At 63.7% G+C, this 19,906-nt stretch carries 16 protein-coding genes; 15 read left to right on the top strand and 1 reads right to left on the bottom strand.

Annotated features, from left to right (window positions below):
* Positions 1-13 precede the first annotated feature (13 nt).
* The 6 genes from ACODS0_RS02805 (at position 14) to ACODS0_RS02830 (ending at position 8,441) form a co-directional block, all read left to right on the top strand.
* Complete coding sequence (locus ACODS0_RS02805) at positions 14-1,477, top strand: sensor histidine kinase (RefSeq protein ID WP_488832607.1); 1,464 nt, start codon at positions 14-16, stop codon at positions 1,475-1,477.
* Between the two features lie 133 nt (positions 1,478-1,610).
* A complete protein-coding gene (locus tag ACODS0_RS02810) occupies positions 1,611-2,153 on the top strand; it encodes a hypothetical protein (protein WP_488832608.1) in 543 nt (180 codons plus the stop codon).
* A gap of 30 nt (positions 2,154-2,183) precedes the next feature.
* The gene (locus ACODS0_RS02815; protein ID WP_488832610.1) at positions 2,184-3,599 is read left to right on the top strand and encodes a sigma 54-interacting transcriptional regulator; all 1,416 of its coding nucleotides are present in this window, start codon (positions 2,184-2,186) and stop codon (positions 3,597-3,599) included.
* A 181-nt stretch (positions 3,600-3,780) separates the two neighbouring features.
* Entirely contained in the window at positions 3,781-5,352 is a 1,572-nt protein-coding gene (locus ACODS0_RS02820; RefSeq protein ID WP_488832612.1) for a glucan biosynthesis protein G, read from the top strand.
* Positions 5,325-7,334, top strand: coding sequence for a glucans biosynthesis glucosyltransferase MdoH (gene mdoH, locus ACODS0_RS02825; RefSeq protein ID WP_488832615.1), 2,010 nt, complete (start codon positions 5,325-5,327; stop codon positions 7,332-7,334). The genes ACODS0_RS02820 and mdoH overlap by 28 nt, the downstream gene beginning before the upstream one ends.
* A 246-nt stretch (positions 7,335-7,580) precedes the next feature.
* Positions 7,581-8,441, top strand: coding sequence for a C13 family peptidase (locus ACODS0_RS02830; protein WP_488832617.1), 861 nt, complete (start codon positions 7,581-7,583; stop codon positions 8,439-8,441).
* Positions 8,442-8,531: 90 nt separating this feature from the next.
* Here ACODS0_RS02830 and ffh read toward each other — a convergent pair whose 3' ends face one another.
* Positions 8,532-9,911, bottom strand: a complete 1,380-nt coding sequence (ffh, locus tag ACODS0_RS02835; protein WP_121421114.1) for a signal recognition particle protein — start codon at positions 9,909-9,911, stop codon at positions 8,532-8,534.
* 69 nt (positions 9,912-9,980) lie between these two features.
* Between ffh and ACODS0_RS02840 the strand changes: the two genes are divergently transcribed.
* The 9 genes from ACODS0_RS02840 to ACODS0_RS02880 all read left to right on the top strand — a co-directional run.
* Complete coding sequence (locus ACODS0_RS02840) at positions 9,981-10,778, top strand: cytochrome C assembly family protein (protein ID WP_055395019.1); 798 nt, start codon at positions 9,981-9,983, stop codon at positions 10,776-10,778.
* Complete coding sequence (locus ACODS0_RS02845; RefSeq protein ID WP_121421116.1) at positions 10,775-11,002, top strand: PP0621 family protein; 228 nt, start codon at positions 10,775-10,777, stop codon at positions 11,000-11,002. The genes ACODS0_RS02840 and ACODS0_RS02845 overlap by 4 nt, the downstream gene beginning before the upstream one ends.
* An 8-nt stretch (positions 11,003-11,010) precedes the next feature.
* Positions 11,011-12,714 carry an ATP-binding protein gene (locus ACODS0_RS02850; protein ID WP_488832622.1) on the top strand — a complete coding sequence of 568 codons (1,704 nt, stop codon included), beginning with the start codon at positions 11,011-11,013 and terminating at the stop codon, positions 12,712-12,714.
* A gap of 11 nt (positions 12,715-12,725) precedes the next feature.
* Positions 12,726-14,243, top strand: a complete 1,518-nt coding sequence (locus tag ACODS0_RS02855) for a sigma-54-dependent transcriptional regulator (protein ID WP_488832624.1) — start codon at positions 12,726-12,728, stop codon at positions 14,241-14,243.
* Entirely contained in the window at positions 14,227-14,856 is a 630-nt protein-coding gene (ampD, locus tag ACODS0_RS02860) for a 1,6-anhydro-N-acetylmuramyl-L-alanine amidase AmpD (RefSeq protein ID WP_488832626.1), read from the top strand. The genes ACODS0_RS02855 and ampD overlap by 17 nt, the downstream gene beginning before the upstream one ends.
* 369 nt (positions 14,857-15,225) lie before the next feature.
* Positions 15,226-18,165, top strand: a complete 2,940-nt coding sequence (locus ACODS0_RS02865) for a ribonucleoside-diphosphate reductase subunit alpha (protein WP_488832628.1) — start codon at positions 15,226-15,228, stop codon at positions 18,163-18,165.
* Between the two features lie 135 nt (positions 18,166-18,300).
* A complete protein-coding gene (locus tag ACODS0_RS02870; RefSeq protein WP_488832630.1) occupies positions 18,301-19,497 on the top strand; it encodes a ribonucleotide-diphosphate reductase subunit beta in 1,197 nt (398 codons plus the stop codon).
* Positions 19,498-19,519: 22 nt separating this feature from the next.
* The gene (locus ACODS0_RS02875) at positions 19,520-19,684 is read left to right on the top strand and encodes a hypothetical protein (RefSeq protein WP_158603296.1); all 165 of its coding nucleotides are present in this window, start codon (positions 19,520-19,522) and stop codon (positions 19,682-19,684) included.
* Positions 19,684-19,906: hypothetical protein (locus ACODS0_RS02880; RefSeq protein WP_488832634.1), on the top strand; the 223-nt coding region annotated here is incomplete at its 3' end. The genes ACODS0_RS02875 and ACODS0_RS02880, both read left to right, overlap by 1 nt.

The raw sequence follows: 19,906 nt of genomic DNA on the forward strand, positions 1-19,906 counted from the left end.
GGCGCCCTTGGCAATGACGGCAGACACCCCGCCAAGCGCGGATCTTCGCAAGGCCGACGGCCCGCTGCACGGCCTCTCGTTCCAGCAGCTTTTGCTGCTGGCCTTTCTGCTCATAGCGGGACTGCTGGGGGTGAGCTCGTTGCGGGCGCTGTACACCCTGGAACAGCTCATGGTGCAAAGCCGGCTTGGTGCCGCCGAGGCCACCACGCTGAGCACAGCGGCCCAGGCATTGAACCAGCGCGGGCAGGCCCTGGAACGCGCGGCACGCCAGTCCCTGGTGCTGCGGGATGCGCCGCTGCGGCGCAGCTTCAACGAAATGTCCGTAGAGGCACAAGCCGTTCTCGGCCAGTTGCACCAGGGCGGCCTTCCCGAAGACCAGGCCAGCCAGTGGCGTGCGCATCTTGACGCCGTGAAGGCACTGCTGGATGCACCGCCGGAACGGGCCCTGGAAAACGAGCAACGGGTAGCGGAAGAATTTGTCACGCTTGAAGCGCTGCATACCACCATCGTGCAATCGGTCCAGGAGATCAACGCACAACGTAACCGCGCGCTGCAGGACCGGGTGGAAGCGAGCCGCCGCAACGTGACGCACCAGGTGGTAGGGGTGATCGTCCTGGCGCTCGTCCTGGCCCTGGCGCTGGGCATCTGGCTTGCCCGTCCTTTCAAGCGGCTGGAAGGCACGATCCGGCGTTTGGGCGAGAACCAGCTTGAAGCGCCCGTGGTGATCTCCGGCCCCGACGATGTACGCCGCGTGGGGCAGCAGCTGGAATGGCTGCGCCTGAGGCTGCTGGAACTGGATTCGGACAAGGCCCGCTTCCTGCGCCATGTCTCGCACGAACTCAAGACGCCGCTGGCCGCGATGCGCGAGGGCGTGGCGCTGCTGCAGGACGGTGTGACCGGTGAACTCAATGCCGGCCAGCGCGAAGTTACACAGATCCTTCACCACAACACATTGGTTTTGCAAGGTGAGATTGAAGCCTTGCTGCGCTTTAATGCTGCAGCCTTTGAGGCACGCCAGCTGCAGCGGCGCGACACCGATCTGCTCGCGCTGCTGGAAGCCCAGGTGGAAGCCCAGCGGCTGCAATGGCAAGCCCGGGGCCTGCGGGTGCTGGTGGAAGGATCCGCCATCTCTCTGCCCATTGACGCTGACAAAATCGCCTCGGCAATCAGCAACCTGCTGTCCAACGCCATTCGTTTTTCGCCCAAAGGGGGAACGGTGCGGCTGTCGCTCTCGCGCCATGCGGGCTGCGTGCGCGTGGACGTTTCGGACCAGGGCCCCGGTGTGGCCCAGGCAGACCGTGACCGCGTGTTCGAACCTTTTTACCGTGGCATCCGCCAGCCGGACGACGCAGTGCGCGGCACCGGCATCGGGCTTTCCATCGTCCAAGAGTACATCGTCGCCCACGGCGGCCAGGTGCGGTTGGTGGAAGATGGCGTCCACACCTTTTTTCGCATGGAACTACCGCATGCTGCCTAGTTGTCTTCCCGTCCACCCCTCCAACATGCGCGCCCTGGACTTTCCGGTATGGGTTATGTTGCTGGCCGCAGCCATCACGTTGGCCGGATGCAATGCGACGGCGCCCCAAGCGGTAGCGGCGCCTGTTCCGCCCATGACCGCCCCCACGCCAACCCCGGTGGCTACGGAATCCCCCAACCCCAACCCGGCCGCCGCCACCAGCGCTCCTTCGGATGCCGCCCCGGTGCTGCAGGTGCTGGCGCAAACGGACCGTACCCTGCGCATGGCCCCCGGAGAGCTGGCCAAAGAGATTGCCCGCCTGGGCGAGGCGGAAGATGCCTCGGTGGAGACCCCCCTCCTTCTGGCCGCAGCTTTGGCCCAGACGCGCCAGCCCGTCGATACGGCCCGTGCCCTGGGCCTGGTGCAGCGGGTGATGAGCAACACGACGGCAGCGGCACAAGCCCTCCACCCCCTGGCGCGGCTGATGGAGTCGCGGCTTCTGCAGCAACGCAGGCTGGAAGACCAGCTGGAGCGGCAGGGCCAGCAACTGCGCGAGGCGCAGCGCCGCAACGACCAGCTCAACGAACGGCTGGAGGCCGTGCGCGCCATCGAACGCAGCCTGACCACGCGCCCGGCCCCGCTTCCTGCCGCCCCCGCCTCGCCCCCGGGCAGTAGCCCCCAGCGCCCCACGCCCTGATCGCTCAGGAAGGTGTCAAAGGAAACCGCCATGGCAGCTGCCCCCACCCCATCCCGCACAACGCCCCGCGCCCGCGTCCTTGTGGTGGACGACGATGCCGACATGCTGCGGCTGCTGTCGCTGCGCTTGCAGGCCGCCGGATACGACGTGGTCGCCGTGGGCTCGGCCGAGGCGGCCTTAGCGCAGCTGGACGTGGCACGCCCACAGCTCGTGCTGAGCGATGTGCGCCTACCTGGGCGTGATGGCCTCGCGCTGTTCGACGAAGTGCGTGCGCGACACCCTTCGCTGCCGGTCATCCTGCTCACTGCCCACGGCACCATTCCCGACGCGGTGGAAGCCACTTCGCGCGGGGTGTTCACCTACCTCACCAAGCCCTACGACGGCAAAGAACTGCTGGAAAAGATTGCCCAGGCACTTGCCCTGAGCGCCCCCGCCGTCACACATGCCCACGCCCATGAAGCATGGCGTGCCGACATCGTGAGCCGTTCCAACCGCATGACCGACCTGCTGGCCGAGGCCTACATGGTGGCCCAGTCAGACGCGAGTGTGCTGCTGCTGGGCGATAGCGGCTCGGGCAAGGAGCTGCTGGCCCAGGCCATCCACCGCGCCAGCCCGCGCGCGCGCCACCCCTTTGTGGCGGTCAACTGCGGCGCCATCCCCGAAGCCCTTCTCGAATCCGAACTGTTCGGCCACGTCAAAGGGGCCTTTACCGACGCAGTGAGCAACCACAAGGGGCTGTTCCAGGCGGCGGAAGGCGGCACCTTGTTGCTCGACGAGATTGGCGACATGCCGCCCGCCCTGCAGGTCAAGCTGCTGCGGGTGCTGCAGGAACGCGCGGTGCGCCCCGTGGGTGCCAGCCAGTCGATTCCCATCGACGTGCGCATCATCTCGGCCACGCACCGCGACCTGGAAGCCGCCATGGCCACGGCCCAGTTCCGCGAAGACCTGTACTACCGGCTCAATGTGGTCACGCTGGCGCTGCCCACCCTGGGAGATCGGCGCGAAGACATCGCGCTGCTGGCCAACCACTTTCTCGACAAGCTGGCGCGCAAGTACGACAAGCGCCTGTCAGGCTTTGCACCCGAGGCGCTCAAGGCACTGACCCTGGCCGCCTGGCCTGGCAACGTGCGCCAGCTCTACAACGTCGTCGAACAGGTGTGTGCCCTGTCCACCACGCCCCTGGTGCCCCTGACGCTGGTGCAGCGCGCGCTGCGCACGCCATCTACCCAGGTGCTGAGCTTTGCCGAGGCCCGGCAAAGGTTTGAGCGCGAGTACCTGGTGGGCCTGCTCAAGATGACGGATGGCAATGTAGCCGACGCGGCGCGCCTGGCACAGCGCAACCGCACGGAGTTCTACCGGCTGCTGCAAAAGCACGCATTGACCCCCGGAAACTTCAAGAACGACGCTGTGGACAACGAAGACGTCGCTGATGAGCGACACGACTAGGTCGTTGATTTGATTCAGTTTTTCTCTAGCGCCTTGCCACACTGTCGCCATTCGGCGACAAAAACACTGGATTTCCCCCCCAATCCACGAGTCGCACAACTGCTTACATGCAATTGATGACTTAAACCATTGATTTAAAACAGTTTTTTGAAGCTGGCACAGGGTTTGCCCTAGTCTCAGCATGCAAGCTGTTTTTTCTCACTGTTCACGCTTCACCGGCCGCCTCCCACAGGCCACGATAGCGCTGGCCGCCACCCTGTTGGCAGGCGCCGCACAGGCCCAGAGCTTCGATTTCGACAGCGTCACCCGCATCGCCCGGGAACGGGCGGAGAAGCCCTATCGCGCATCCAGCGACAAGCTCCCCGCCGACCTCGCCAAACTCAACTACGACCAGGTGCGCGACATCCGCTGGCGCCCCGACCGTGCCCTGTGGCGCGCCGAAAAGCTGCCGTTCGAGGCCATGTTCTTCCACCTGGGCCTGTACCAGAAGGAGCCGGTGCTGATCAACGAGGTGACACCGCAGGGCGCGCGCCACATCGGCTACAGCCGCGCGGACTTCGACTACGGCAAGAACCAGGTGCGGCCTGAGGCCTGGGGCGACCTCGGCTTTGCGGGCTTTCGTCTGCACAACCACCTCAACTCCAGCGCCTACAAGGATGAGCTGGTGGTCTTCCAGGGCGCCAGCTACTTCCGCGCACTGGGCAAGGGTCAGCAATACGGCCTGTCAGCGCGCGGGCTGGCCATCGACACCGTGGGGGGCAGTGGCGAAGAGTTCCCACGCTTCACCGAGTTCTGGCTGGTGCGGCCGGATCCCTTGTCGACGCAGGTCACCGTGTATGCGCTGCTGGATTCGCCCCGTGCCACCGGCGCCTACCGCTTCGACATCCAGCCGGGCACGCAGACCACCACCACCGTGCGCAGCCGCATTTTTGTGCGGCCCAGCACGGGCAGCAAGCCCATCGCCACGCTGGGCATTGCGCCGTTGACCAGCATGTTTTTCTTTGGCGAGAACCAGCCCCGCAAAGAAGACTTTCGGCCCGAGGTCCATGACTCCGATGGGCTGATGATTGCCACGGGCGAAGGCGAATGGCTCTGGCGTCCGCTGCAAAACCCCAAGCAGACGCTGGTCACATCGTTTGCCACCAAAAATCCCAAAGGCTTTGGCCTGATGCAGCGCGACCGCCAATGGTCGAACTATGAGGACGTGGAGGCCCGCTATGAGCGCCGCCCAAGTGCCTGGGTGCGCCCCCTGCACGACTGGGGCGCTGGCCGCGTCGAACTGGTGCAGCTCAACACCCCCGACGAAACGCACGACAACATCGTGGCGTATTGGGTGCCTGCCCAGATGCCCGCCCCCGGCCAGCCCCTGGAATTTGCCTACGAGCTGAGCTGGCAAGGCGATGAACAACAGCGGCCGCCCGGGGCCTGGGCCACGCAATCGCGCCGGGGCGTGGGCTACACCAAAGAGACCGCTGCCGCCTTGCGCCAGCAGGCGCAGTACGTGGTCGATTTCGACGGCCCCGCCCTCAAGGCTTTGCCCGCTGACGCGACCGTAAAAGCCGTGGTGACCAGCGATGCCAACGGCAAGGTGCTGGAAAACATCGTCTACCGCAATCCCGCCACCGAGCAGTGGCGCATGACCGTTCGCGTACAGCGCCAAAAGGCCGATCGCCCGATCGAGCTGCGCGCTTTTCTTCAACACGACAACAACGCTGTGAGTGAAACATGGACGCACATCATTCTTCCCGAGTAAGCCCCCCAGTGCCCCATCACCCCCAACGCAGCACGCTGCGCGAGGAACGGCATCCCAATGCCGTCACCGCGCCGCCCGTCCACCGGGGGTCCATGGCACCCGTGCCCTGGCGCGGCTTCTGGAACAGCATGGGCACAGCCCTGCTTCTCAAGCTGACCGGTCGCACCGAAACCAGCCCTCCCGCATCGCCCGAAAACCGGCCAGCCCAGGAATGGGAGGGCGCTGCGCAGCGCCGCCGCTGGACCTTTGCGGTGCTGACGGTGCTGACCACGGCCCTGGCGAGTTTCCTGTTTGCCGGCGTGCAGCCTGAGTATGAGAACCCTTGGCTGGGCTTTGGGCAGATCGCGCTGTTCGCCCTGCTGTCGGCCTGGGTGGTCACCGGCTTTCTCACCGGCTTGATGGGCTTTTGGGTCATGCTGCGCGGCGACAGGCATGCGCTGTCCGTGCGCAGTGTGGTGGAGCATGAACTGGCACCCGACGCGCGCACGGCCATCATCATGCCGATCTGCAACGAGGACGTGGCCACCGTGTTTGCGGGGTTGCGGGCAACCTGCGAGTCGGTGGCATCGACCGGCCACGGGGCCACCTTCGACGTGTTTGTGCTGTCCGACAGCTATGACCCCGCCATCGCCCAGGCTGAACGCGCCGCCTGGGAGGAACTGCGCAGCGCCCTGGCGCAGCACAGCCAGCAACCCCAGGTGCAGGTGTACTACCGCCTGCGCGCCCGCCGCACGCACCGCAAGGCGGGCAATGTGGCCGATTTCTGCCGCCGCTGGGGCAAGGACTACCGCTACATGGTGGTGCTGGACGCCGACAGCGTGATGAGCGGTGACTGCATCGTCTCGATGGCCAAGCTCATGGAAGCCAACCCCACGGCGGGCATCATCCAGACGGCAACCCAGGCCATCGGCCACGTCACGCTGCACGCCCGCGCGCAGCAGTTCGCCTCACGCGTCACCGGTCGCCTGTTTACGCTGGGCATGCAGTACTGGCAGCTGGGTGAATCCCACTACTGGGGCCACAACGCGATCATTCGCGTGGCACCCTTCATGGAACACTGCGCCCTCGCGCCCATCAAGGGCAATGGTGGCCTGGCGGGCGGCATCATGTCGCACGACTTTGTCGAAGCCGCGCTGATGCGCCGCGCTGGCTACCACGTGTGGCTGGTGTCGGACCTGATTGGCAGCTATGAACAGCAACCCCCCGACCTGCTGGCCGAACTGCAGCGCGACCGCCGCTGGTGCCAGGGCAACCTGCAAAACGCACGCTTGATGGCCGAGCCCGGCATCCACGCGGTGCACCGCTCGATGTTCATCACGGGCGCCATGGCCTACCTGTCGGCGCCGCTGTGGCTCGCCTTCCTGACACTGGGCACGGCGCTGTGGCTGTCGGGCGCCAAGCTCGTGGCCGACTGGCACATCCTGCCAGCCGAATTGCTGTCGCTGTGGGCCTGGACGCTGTGCATGCTGTTCCTGCCCCGCATCCTGGGTGTGGCCGCCGTGTTCATGCGCCGCGAGCAAAAGGAATACGGCGGTGCCGTCAGCCTGCTCAAGAGCGCCGCGCTGGAGAGTGTGCTGGCCATCCTGCAGGCCCCCATCCGCATGCTGGCGCATTCGCTGTTCGTGCTGATTGCGCTCACCGGCCTGAAGCTGGAATGGAAGTCGCCCCCGCGCGAAGCCCATGCCGTGCCCTGGCGCCACGCCGTGCGCCAGCTGGCACCCATGAGCCTGGTGATTGCCCTGCTGGCAGTGGGTGTCGCCGTGATCGATAGCAGCGCCCTGCTGTGGCTCATGCCTGTGGGCCTGCCCCTGGCGCTGGCCATACCGCTGGCCGTGTTCACCAGCCAGATCGCGTTGGGCAAGGCGATGCGCGCACAACGCCTGTTGCTGATCCCTGAGGAGTCCTGGTCACCGCCGGTGCTGCGCCGAGCCTGGCTGCATGCAAGCCGGCTGGCACGGCCAGCGCCGCTGGCAGCGTTGTAGGCATGTGACAATTGCCCCACAAAACCACAAGCCGGTGCATGCACCGGCTTTTTTGCGATTGCTATTTTATTTATAGCAATAAAATGTTTACCAACAAGCGCTAGCACCGAAAAAGCAGCAAATTCCCCGGCAACAGGGCGGCGCCCCCCGCTGATGGGGCACCGTTACGATACGCATCCCTTCCAACCGGCCCCTGTGCGTGAAACCGATTCATCGCGGTTTCTGCGGTGAGCGGCCCTGTTATCGATGCAATCGTCTCTGTTTTTCACTGCCGCCCGTCGGCGGTTGCGCCATGCCAGCGCACTCGCCCTGACCCTTGTCATCGCTGGCTGCGCCGTGCCCACGGCACAGGCGCCTGTGGCAGCACCGGCCCCGGTCGTTGCACCAACGCCACCGGCTCCACCACCCGAGCCCCCTGGGCGCATCATTTTTGCGGGATTTGCGATGCATTCGCAATCCAAGGTTTTCCGCAACGACGTGCTTCTGGCCGAAAAGCTGGTCAAAGACATCGATCCGAATGCGCTGATGCTCAAGCTGGCCAACCCGGCACGCGATCAGAGCGCCGACTGGCCGCAGGCCACCCCCGAGAACTTCGCGCTGGTGATGTCCAAAATGGCCGAAGTGGCGCGCCCGCGAGACCGCGTTCTGCTGCTCATTTCGACCCACAGCAACCCCGGTCTGCTCAACATCAACGCGGGCGGCAAACACCTGCCGCCGCTCACCCCCCAAATCCTTAGCAATGCGCTGGCCCCGCTCAACGATGTGCCAACGCTGGTGGTGCTTTCCGCCTGCTACAGCGGCGCGTTCATCGAGCCCCTGAAAGCTCCGAACCGCGTGCTGCTCACTGCCACGGACGCCCGCCGCACCACTTTCAATTGCCAGTACAAAGGCGACCACACACCGTTTGCCGAAGCGCTGTTTGGCCAGGCGGGCGCAGAAAACCGTTCTGTGACCGACTGGATGGGCGAGGCGCAGAAATCCATCGCAGCGCAGGAAAGGCGCCGCAAGGTCCCCGCATCCCAGCCGCGCATCTTTGTCGGTGACGAGGCCAAGGCCTGGGCGAATCAACCTCTGAAGAACTGGTTGCAAGCACCGAAAGCGCCATAAGCCGGCCGCCACAAGCCCGTCTCCCCCGAATGCAAAAAACCCTGAAGAAGCCGTGCCTCTTCAGGGTTTTTGCATTTCAGCGCCGGGGGCTCAGAAAGGCATCTTGGGCATGCCGCCCCCGCCCATACCCTTCATCCCGCCCATCTTCTTCATCATCTTCATCAGGCCGCCTCCCTTCATCTTCTTCATCATGCCCTGCATCTGCTCAAACTCCTTGAGCAAGCGGTTGACCTCTTGCACCTGCACACCCGCCCCGTTGGCGATGCGCTTCTTGCGCGTAGCCTTGATGAGTTCGGGCTTGCGGCGCTCCAGCGGCGTCATGCTCTGGATGATGCCCTCCTTGCGTTTGATGTCCTTCTCGGCCTTGTCCATGTCCAGTGCGCCTGCCTTGGCAGTCAGCTGAGACGGCAGCTTGTCCATCAGGCTGGAGAGCCCCCCCATCTGCTTCATCTGCTGGATCTGCGACAGGAAGTCGTTCAGATCGAACCCGTCGCCACTCTTGACCTTGGCCGCCAGCTTTTGCGCGGCCTCCATGTCCACCCCGGCTGTGACCTGCTCCACCAGTGCCACGATGTCGCCCATGCCCAGAATGCGGCCTGCATGGCGCTCGGCATCGAACACCTCCAGGCCGTCGAGCTTTTCAGACACCCCCGCAAACTTGATGGGCGCGCCCGTGATCTGGCGCACGGACAGCGCAGCGCCGCCGCGCGAATCGCCGTCGAGCTTGGTGAGCACGATGCCAGTGAGCGGCAGCGCTTCCTTGAAGGCCTTGGCCGTGTTGATCGCGTCCTGGCCCTGCATGGCATCAACCACGAACAACGTTTCGACCGGGTTCAGCGCGGCGTGCAGGTCCTTGATTTCCTTCATCAAGGCTTCATCGATGGCCAGGCGACCCGCCGTATCGACCAGCAGCACGTCAAAGTAGTGCTTCTTGGCGTAGTCCAGTGCGGCGTGGGCGATGTCGAGCGGCTTCTGGTCGGGCGTGCTGGGAAACCATTCGGCACCGGCCTGCTTGGTCACCGTCTTGAGCTGCTCGATAGCGGCCGGGCGGTACACGTCGCCCGACACGGTCAGCACCTTCTTCTTGCGCTTTTCGATCAGGTGCTTGGCCAGCTTGGCCGTGGTGGTGGTCTTGCCCGCGCCTTGCAGACCAGCCATCAGGATCACGGCGGGCGGCTGGGCGGCCAGGTTGATGTCAGCCACGCCCTCGCCCATGGTGGCGGCCAGTTCACGATTGACGATGCTGACCAGCGTCTGCCCCGGCTTGAGCGAGCCCAGCACTTCCTGGCCCAGGGCCTTCTCTTTGACACGGGCGATGAAATCGCGCACCACCGGCAGGGCCACATCGGCTTCGAGCAGGGCCATGCGCACCTCGCGCAGCATGTCCTGCACATTGGTTTCGGTGATGCGGGCCTGGCCACGCATCTCCTTGACGAGGCGCGTGAGTTTGTCGGTAAGGGCGGAGGCCATAGGGGAGATGTCCGGTGTTGCCTGCGCGCCAGGGTGCTGGCGGTGGGGCGAAAGGCTAAACTGCGATCCATGATTTTACCCAGTGCTTCCCCTGCCAGCTGGCTCCTGGCCCTGGCCGCTGCCGTGGCATACGCCGTTCCGGCTGCCGCATCCTCGCGGCTGGGCGCTACAGCGGCGCGCAATGCACTGCTGGTGGCCTGGTTGCTGCATGGCGCCGTGCTGGTATGGGGCCTGTGGGGCGATTCCCCCCGATTTGGTTTTGCACCCGCCTTGTCGATGACCGCCTGGCTGGTGCTGACGGTGTACGCGGTAGAGCGGCAGCTGTTTCCGCAGATGCAGTCACGCTGGATACTGGCAGCGCTGGGGGCGGTTGCCATTGTGCTGGCGATGCTCTTTCCGGGCCAGCCGCTGCATGTGACCGCTTCCGCCTGGCTGCCGCTGCACCTGGCGCTGGGCATTGCCTGCTATGGCTTGTTTGCCGCCGCCGTGGTGCACGCCTGGCTGATGACACGGGCAGAGCAACGCATCCGGCAGGCCGAAGATCCCCACAGCGGCATCCCCCTGCTCACGCTGGAGCGCCTGACCTTCCGGTTTGTGACGGCGGGCTTCATCCTGCTGACTGCCACGCTGCTGGCGGGCTGGCTGTTTGGTGACACGCTGTACGGCAGGGCCTGGCGGTGGGACCACAAGGCCGTGTTCTCGCTGCTGTCCTGGATCACGTTTGCCACGTTGCTGGTGGGCCGAGCACGCTTCGGGTGGCGGGGACGCAATGCCGTGCGCGTGCTCTACGCCGGATCAGCGCTGCTGTTGCTGGCCTATGTGGGCTCCCGCTTTGTCATGGAAGTCGTCCTGGGCCGCAGCGCATGAAATACCTGGTCTTGCTGGTGGTTCTGGCCATCGCCATCGGTATCTGGCGCAGCCGACGCGCGCCAGAGGCAAACGCTTCCAAAACGCCTGCACCTCCGCTGGCCCTCCCGCAGAATATGCTGGCCTGCGCCCACTGCGGCGTTCACATTCCGCAGGCAGACGCACTGATGGTGGGCGAACAAGCCTACTGCTGCACAGAACACCGGCGCCTGGGCCCGGTCTGAAACCGACCATGCCACCGCTGTCCGCAAGCACCTTTGCGTCCACCATGGATGCGCCATTTGTGCGCCTGTGGCGCGGTTTTCTGACAGGCCGCGTCATGGTCGCACTGGCCCTGCTGGTACTGCAAGGGGCCGGGCAGGCCATCAACCAGACCACCGAACCCGCCGTGCTGGCAGTGTGTGTGGCCTATCTGGTGGCCGCCGTCATGCTGCGCGTGCTCGGCAGGCACAGACCGCCTTCACCCAAGACCGGCCCCCAGTGGCTCCCCTCCATTGGTGTTGACCTTGCAGCGATTGTCGCCCTGCAACTGCTGAACGCGGGCACCATGAACTACACCCCCCTGTTTGGCTTGCCCATCCTGATGGCAGCCGTGCTGGGAACGCTGACCTTGGCACTGGGCACCACAGCAGGCGTCACGCTGCTGCTGCTGGGCTGGGCCTGGTGGCTCGGCTCGGGCACTGCGGGCGACGACGCACCGCGCTACCTGCAAAGCGCGCTGACTGGCACAGGCTATTTCATCGTGAGCTATCTTGTGCACCAACTGGCAACACGCTTGGCGCGCGAGCAGGAAGTGGCGCAGCAAAGCCAGGTTGCTGCCCGCGTGCAGACGCAGGTCAGCGCACTGGTCATCCAGAACCTGACCGATGGGGTGTTGGTCGTGGACGAAAGCGATGTTGTGCGCATTGCAAACCCCGCAGGGCTGCATTTGCTCGGGGGTACCTCGCTGCCCGAGCTGCCATTCATCCTGGCATCCGAGACCCCCTGGAATCCGCTCGTGATCCTGGCTCGGCGCACCTTCCGCCAGGAACAGCCCCAGACCGCCGACGTAGACCTCCTGCACCCGGGACAAAGCCCTACCGGGCTGCATGTACGCACGTGGTTGACTTCGACGCGCGAGGCAGCGCGGCAGACGCAGACCGAGCGCCTGTGCGTGATGTTCCTGCACGACCTGCGCGAGATGGAGGCCCGCCTGCGCACGGAAAAGCTGGCGGCCATGGGCCGCATGTCCGCCGCCGTGGCCCATGAGATTCGCAACCCGCTGGCAGCCATCGTACAGGCCAATGCCTTGCTCGAAGAAGACCTGCACGACCCGGCACACAAGCGCCTGGCCCACATGGTGCAGCAGAACGCCGACCGCCTCGCGCGCATTGCCGAGGAGGTACTGGACATCGCCCGCGTGCAGCACCAGATCAGCCATGCGCCCGCGTCCACCTTGCCCCTGGACGAAACGGTGTCGCAAATATGGAATGACTGGCAGGCCCAGGACCCCGTGCAGCGCCGTGCGGTAGTGATGCTGGAAGCGGGCAATCCGCAGGTGGAATTCGACACCGAACACCTGCGCCGCGTGCTCGTGAACCTGCTGGACAATGCCCTGCGCTATGTGGGACAGGAGCCTGACTCCCTCACGGTGACCACCCGCACCTTGCCCTCCGGCCAGACCAGCCTGCAAGTCTGGAGCGACGGTGCCCCCATGGACAAGTCCGTGGAGCGTCACCTGTTCGAACCGTTTTTTTCCTCCGAAAGCCGCTCCAGCGGCCTGGGCCTTTATATTTGCCGCGAGTTGTGTCAGCGCCATGGAGCGTCCATCAGCTACCAGCGGCTGACCCGCACCACCCTGCGGGGCGAGGTGGGCGGCAACGCCTTTACCGTCGGCTTTCGCCGCACCACACGCCCTGCCGATGCTGCCACGCTGTTTGACACCATCGTGGTCTGAAACGCCCTGCCATGAACGCACCTACCGCTTCCATCCTCGTCGTGGACGACGAACCCGACCTGCGCACCTTGTACGAACTGACCTTGCTGCGCGAAGGCTATCGGGTGGAGACCGCATCCAGCGTCCAGGAGGCGCGCGACCAGCTCAAGGCTCACCGCTTTGACGCCGTCATCACCGACATGCGCCTGCCCGATGGTTTCGGCATGGAACTACTGCAGGATCTGCGCGACCAGCAGCGCCGCGAGCGCTGCGTGGTCATGACAGCGTATGGCTCCGCCGAGAACGCCGTGGAAGCCCTGCGCTCTGGTGCCTTCGACTATCTGACCAAACCCGTGGATCTGAAGCAGTTCCGCTCGGTCGTCGCATCGGCCGTACAAGGCACCGGGGGTGTCCCCGCGCCCCGGGCCGCACGCACCGGCGGCGTACAGGGTCGGCAGGGGGCGTTCAGCGCAGACCCCTTGGCGGCGGGCACCGCACTGGACCGGCTGGTGGGCACCTCAGAGGCCATTCGCAACGTCAAGCAGCGCGTGGCCAAGGTGGCACGGGGCATGGCGCCCGTGCTGATTCATGGGGAATCCGGCACGGGCAAGGAACTGGTTGCTCAAGCGCTGCATGCCAGCAGCCAGCGTGCCGATGGTCCCCTGGTTGCCGTGAACTGCGGCGCCATCCCAGAAAACCTGCTGGAGGCAGAATTTTTTGGTGCCCGGAAAGGCTCTTACACCGGTGCCACCCAGGATCGGGACGGCTACTTTCAGGCAGCCCGTGGCGGCACGCTGTTTCTGGACGAAATCGGTGACCTTCCCTTGGCCATGCAGTCCAAATTGCTGCGCGCCATCCAGGAGCGCAGCGTACGGCCTCTTGGCTCCACCCAGGAGGAGACCGTGGATGTGCGCATCGTGAGCGCCACACACCGCGACCTGGCCGCCGACGTGCAATCGGGCCGCTTCCGCCAGGATCTCTATTACCGGCTCAACGTGATCGAAATCGTGATCCCCCCGTTGCGCGAGCGGCGCGAAGATCTGCCTGTGCTGTGTGCCGCACTTCTGGCGCGCATCGCCCAGGAATCCGGCATGCCAGTGCCTTCTCTGACAGAGCATGCGCTCCAAGCCATTGCCGCACATCCCCTGACCGGCAACGTCCGCGAACTGGAAAACCTGTTGCACCGGGCCGTGGCACTCAGCGACGGAGACGAACTGCATGTGGACTGGCCCTCTGGCACCCCCACCCCATTGGGGGCGCGGACGCTGCCAGCCGCCCCCCCCCCCAACCACACCGAGGCGCAGCCTGCCCATCAACCACCACAGCCTGCCGCCAGCTCGGGCTGCTCGGTCCCTCTGCCCAATGACCTTCAGGCCTGGCTGGACCAGCAGGAGCGGGACATTCTGATACGAGCCTTGCGCGAAGCGGGTTTCAACAGAACCGCCACCGCAGCCCGGCTGGGCATCAGCCTGCGCCAGATACGCTACCGCATCGCCCGGCTGAACATCGCCGTCCCCAATGACCAGGACCCGCATGACGAGATCGGCTGACGCGGCACCAGGCAGATCAACGCCTTGGGACGGTGGATGGCACCGTGCAGCAACCAGGCTGGAATCCCCCAACCATGGTGTGCGCCCTGCCCCGGCAAGTTCCTCCATCGACCTGATCGTGGTGCATTCCATCAGTTTGCCGCCAGGCACATATGGCGGGAATGCGGTGCAACAGCTATTCACCAACTCGCTGGACTGGGACGCACACCCCTACTACCAGAGCATCCGTGGTTTGGCCGTTTCGTCGCATTTCTTCATTGACCGCACCGGCGCCCTTTGGCAGTTTGTGGACTGTGATCTTCGGGCCTGGCATGCTGGCCAGTCGGCCTACCGTGGCCGCAGCCAGTGCAACGATGACTCGATTGGCATTGAACTGGAAGGCCTTGAAGGGCTTGCGTTCGAACCCGCGCAGTACCAGACCCTGACAACGCTCTGCCAGGACATCGAACAGCGCTACCCCATTGAACACATCGCAGGGCATGAGCACATCGCGCCCGGGCGCAAGCAGGACCCAGGCTCCGGCTTCGATTGGGCGCAGGTACAAAAAGCACTGAACTGGCCCGTGCAACGTTTTCCGGCAGCCACCTGGCCTGACATTCAAGCCGCCCGCTGAGGGCGCTGTGGCAGCGCCACATTCAGCGACTTTTTTCTATGTGCATTTGCACATCGTCGCGTCCCCAGACACCACGCGGCCTCGCGCAGAAAATCCGCTCGAAACGCTTGTCTTTGCGAGGTTTTCGTCCTGCTTTTCCGCAGGGGCAACGGGTTCCTGCGGGGTCAGCAGAAGGCCCTGCGGCGCCGCTGACATGCTGTTTCGTTTTTCTGAGGGCAATACGACGGTACACTACCGGTAGTGTCTTGAATGCATGTGACACACCATATATAGTGTGCGCCAGACAGTAGTCCGCCGCACCACTCACACGCTGCGATGGCATCCAGGCCGCGCACCACACCCCAGACAGCCCACAGAAGAGGACCCCCCATGCAAGCTGCTTTGAACACGCCTTCCACGCCCCATGCCGCCTCCCCCGAGGCCCCAAACACCCAGTCCGCACCAGCGGAGGCGGGTAACTCGCTGGCGCACTATCAGATCATTCGCCGCAACGGAGCAGTCGTGCCCTTTGAGCCGCAAAAAATTGCGGTGGCGATGATGAAGGCATTTCTGGCAGTGCACGGCACGCAGGGCGCCGCTTCCGCCAGCGTGCGCGAGGTGGTGGACACGCTCACCCAGAATGTGGTCCGCGCCCTCATGCGCTCGCGTCCCGGTGGCGGCACCTTCCATATTGAAGACGTGCAGGATCAGGTTGAACTGGGCCTGATGCGCGGCGAACACCACGAAGTCGCCCGGGCCTATGTTCTGTACCGCGAGCGCCGCACGCAAGAGCGTGCTCACCACCAGGAACAGCTCGCGCCCGCAACCCCCATTTTGAACGTGATCGACAACGGCCAACGCGTGCAGCTGGACATCCTGCGCCTGCACGGGCTCATCGAATCGGCCTGCGCCAACCTCGGCGCCGACATCCAGGCCGCGCCCATCGTCGCCGAGACCATGCGCAACCTGTATGACGGCGTTCCCATGGACGAGGTCTACAAGGCGTCCATCCTCGCCGCCCGCACCCTGATCGAAAAAGACCCTGACTACACCTATGCCACGGCCCGCCTGCTGCTGCATACCATCGTGCGCGAAGTGCTGGGACGCGAGGTCGCCCAGAGCGACATGGGTCAGGCCTACAGGGACTATTTCCCCGCCTTCATCCAGAAGGGGGTGGACAACGAGCTGTTGGACGAGCGCCTGCTCAAGCAATATGACCTGAACCGCCTGGGCGCCGCGCTCAAGGCCGAGCGCGACCTGCAGTTCGACTACCTCGGCCTGCAGACCCTGTATGACCGCTACTTCCTGCACGTCAAGAAAACCCGCATCGAACTGCCCCAGGCGTTCTTCATGCGCGTAGCCATGGGCCTGGCACTCAATGAAACCGACCGCGAGGCCCGCGCCATCGAGTTCTACGAAGTGCTGTCGTCCTTCGACTTCATGTCGTCCACCCCCACGCTGTTCAACAGCGGTACCCTGCGCTCGCAGCTGTCCAGCTGCTACCTGACCACGGTGCCCGACGACCTGGATGGCATTTACGAATCGATCAAGGAAAACGCCCTGCTGTCCAAGTTTGCTGGCGGCCTGGGCAATGACTGGACCCGCGTGCGTGCCCTGGGCTCCCACATCAAGGGCACGAACGGGGAATCGCAAGGCGTGGTGCCCTTCCTCAAGGTGGTCAACGACACCGCTGTGGCGGTGAACCAGGGCGGCAAGCGCAAGGGCGCCGTCTGCACCTACCTGGAAACCTGGCACCTGGATATCGAAGAGTTCCTGGAACTGCGCAAGAACACCGGCGACGACCGCCGCCGCACGCACGACATGAACACGGCCAACTGGATCCCTGACCTGTTCATGCGCCGCGTGATGGAAAAGGGCACCTGGACGTTGTTCTCCCCTTCCAACGTGCCCGACCTGCACGATCTGTTCGGCGCCGACTTCGAGAAGGCCTATGTGGCCTACGAAGAGAAGGCTGCGCGCGGCGAGATCAAACCCGCCAAGACGGTGCAGGCCACCGACATGTGGCGCAAGATGCTGACCATGCTGTTCGAGACCGGCCATCCTTGGATCACCTTCAAGGATGCCTGCAACGTGCGTTCGCCCCAGCAGCACGCTGGTGTGGTGCACTCGTCCAACCTGTGCACTGAGATCACACTCAACACCAGCGACACCGAAACCGCCGTCTGCAATCTCGGTTCGGTCAACCTGCTGCAGCACATCAAGGACGGCCAGATCGACCACGAGAAGCTCAAGAAGACCATCACGGTTGCCATGCGCATGCTCGACAACGTGATCGACATCAACTATTACGCCGTCAAGAAGGCCCGCGACTCCAATCTGCGCCACCGCCCCGTGGGCCTGGGCGTCATGGCGTTCCAAGACAGCCTGTACGAACTGCGCATTCCCTACGCCTCGCAGGAGGCCGTGGAATTCGCCGACAAGTCGATGGAGGCCATCTGCTACTACGCCTACTGGGCCTCCACCGAATTGGCCCGGGAACGCGGCCAGTACTCCAGCTACAAGGGCTCGCTGTGGGATCGCGGCATCCTGCCTTTCGACACGCTGGACATGCTCTCGCAGGCCCGTGGCGGATATGTGGAAGTGGATCGCTCGTCCACCCTGGACTGGGATGCCCTGCGCAAGAAAATTGCACAGGACGGCATGCGCAACTCCAACTGCGTCGCCATTGCCCCCACGGCCACCATCTCCAACATCATCGGCGTTGATGCCTCGATCGAGCCTTCGTTCGGCAACCTGTCGGTCAAGTCCAACCTGTCGGGTGAATTCACGGTCATCAACGGTGGGCTGGTGCGCGACCTCAAGCGCCTGGGACTGTGGGATGACGTGATGATCATGGACCTCAAGCACTTCAAGGGTTCGCTGCACCCCATCGATCGGGTGCCACAGGACATCAAGGCGCTGTACTCCACAGCGTTTGAAGTCGAGCCGCAGTGGCTGGTGGAAGCCGCATCGCGTCGCCAGAAATGGATTGATCAGGCGCAGAGCCTGAACATCTACATGGCCGGCGCATCGGGCAAGAAGCTCGACGACACCTACAAGCTGGCCTGGATCCGTGGCCTCAAGACCACGTATTACCTGCGCACACAAAGCGCCACACACGTCGAAATGAGCACCGTGAATACACGCCAGCTCAATGCCGTTTCATCGGGCAATGACAGTGGCGCATCGGCAGCGTCGGTGCCCGTTGCAGCGAAACCCAGCGCACTCGATGCGGCAGTTGTTGAAGCCACCCATCAAGCATCAGCAGTGCCTGCTACTGACGTCAAGTTCTGCGCTATCGATGATCCCGGCTGCGAAGCCTGCCAATAAGAACTTCGCACGCGACACCTTGGGCTCTTCCGAGGTGTCGCGCATGTGCTGTGAAGCAACAAATCCTTGCTGCACAACGCTTCAGTGCTTTTCTTTTCGCAGCACTGCTTTCATAATCCGAACACTGGAAAATCTATGTTGACCTGGGACGAAGAAGTCAAGCCCTCATCGCAAAATCAACTGGACGGTGGACTGAACCAAAGCCACCCGGCGGGACAGCCGCCTTTGCCTTTCCAAACCCCCTCACTGCAGGAAGTGCACGCACCAATGACGGCCTCTGCAGCACCGCACGCAACACCTGCCGCAGCCACGCAACGCCGCGTGAACGCCGCCGACAAACGCATCATCAACGGGCAGACGGATGTCAATCAGCTGGTCCCGTTCAAATACAAGTGGGCCTGGGAAAAATACCTGGCCACCTGCGCCAACCATTGGATGCCTCAGGAAGTGAATATGACGCGCGACATCGCGTTGTGGAAGGACCCCAATGGCCTGACCGATGACGAACGCCGCATCATCAAGCGCAACCTGGGCTTCTTTGTCACGGCAGACTCGCTGGCTGCCAACAACATCGTGCTGGGCACCTATCGCCACATCACGGCGCCCGAGTGCCGCCAGTTCCTGCTGCGCCAGGCCTTTGAAGAAGCTATCCACACGCACGCCTATCAGTACATCGTGGAATCGCTGGGGCTGGATGAGAGCGAGATTTTCAACGCGTACAACGAAGTCCAGTCCATCCGCGACAAAGACCAGTTCCTGATCCCCTTCATCGAGGCGATCATGGATCCGAACTTCCACACTGGCACGCCCGAAACCGACCAGACGCTCCTCAAGTCGCTGATCGTTTTTGCCTGCCTGATGGAAGGCCTGTTCTTCTACGTCGGCTTCACACAGATCCTTGCACTGGGCCGCCAGAACAAGATGACTGGCGCCGCCGAGCAGTACCAGTACATCTTGCGCGACGAGTCGATGCACTGCAACTTTGGCATTGACCTGATCAACCAGCTCAAGCTGGAAAATCCCCATCTGTGGACCGCTGAATTCAAGGCCGAGATCAAGGCGCTGTTCCTCAAGGCGGTTGAACTCGAGTACCGCTACGCTGAAGACACCATGCCGCGCGGCGTGCTGGGCATGAATGCATCGATGTTCAAGGGATACCTGCGTTACATCGCCAACCGCCGTGCCACACAAATCGGGCTGGAGACCCTGTTTCCCAATGAAGAAAACCCGTTCCCGTGGATGAGCGAGATGATTGACCTCAAGAAGGAACGCAACTTCTTCGAGACCCGGGTTATTGAATACCAGTCCGGTGGTGCGCTGTCCTGGGACTAGCGCCTTTTCGCAACACACCACCATGGATTTTTACACCACGCCGACCACCACAAGCAGCGCTGCAGTGCGTTGCGGTGCAGGGCGTTCCCGTGTTCATGGCGATGGGGATTTCTCCATCGCCATGGATCGCTTCGTGTCCACTGCAGACAGGAAGTGCTCTTTGCAAATTGACCCAAGGAGAACATGATGGCAACTGCGAAAAAACCAGCCGCTAAGAAGGCGACCCCAGCGAAAAAAGCTGCACCTACAAAATCAGTAGCAGCGAAGAAGGCTGCACCTGCCAAGAAGGCAGCAGCACCGGCAAAGAAAGCCGCTCCCGCCAAAAAGGCAGTAGCAGCGAAGAAGGCCGCACCCGCCAAGAAGGCAGCAGCACCGGCAAAGAAAGCCGCTCCCGCCAAGAAGGCAGTAG

This window comes from Acidovorax sp. FG60 (genome assembly GCF_057808995.1).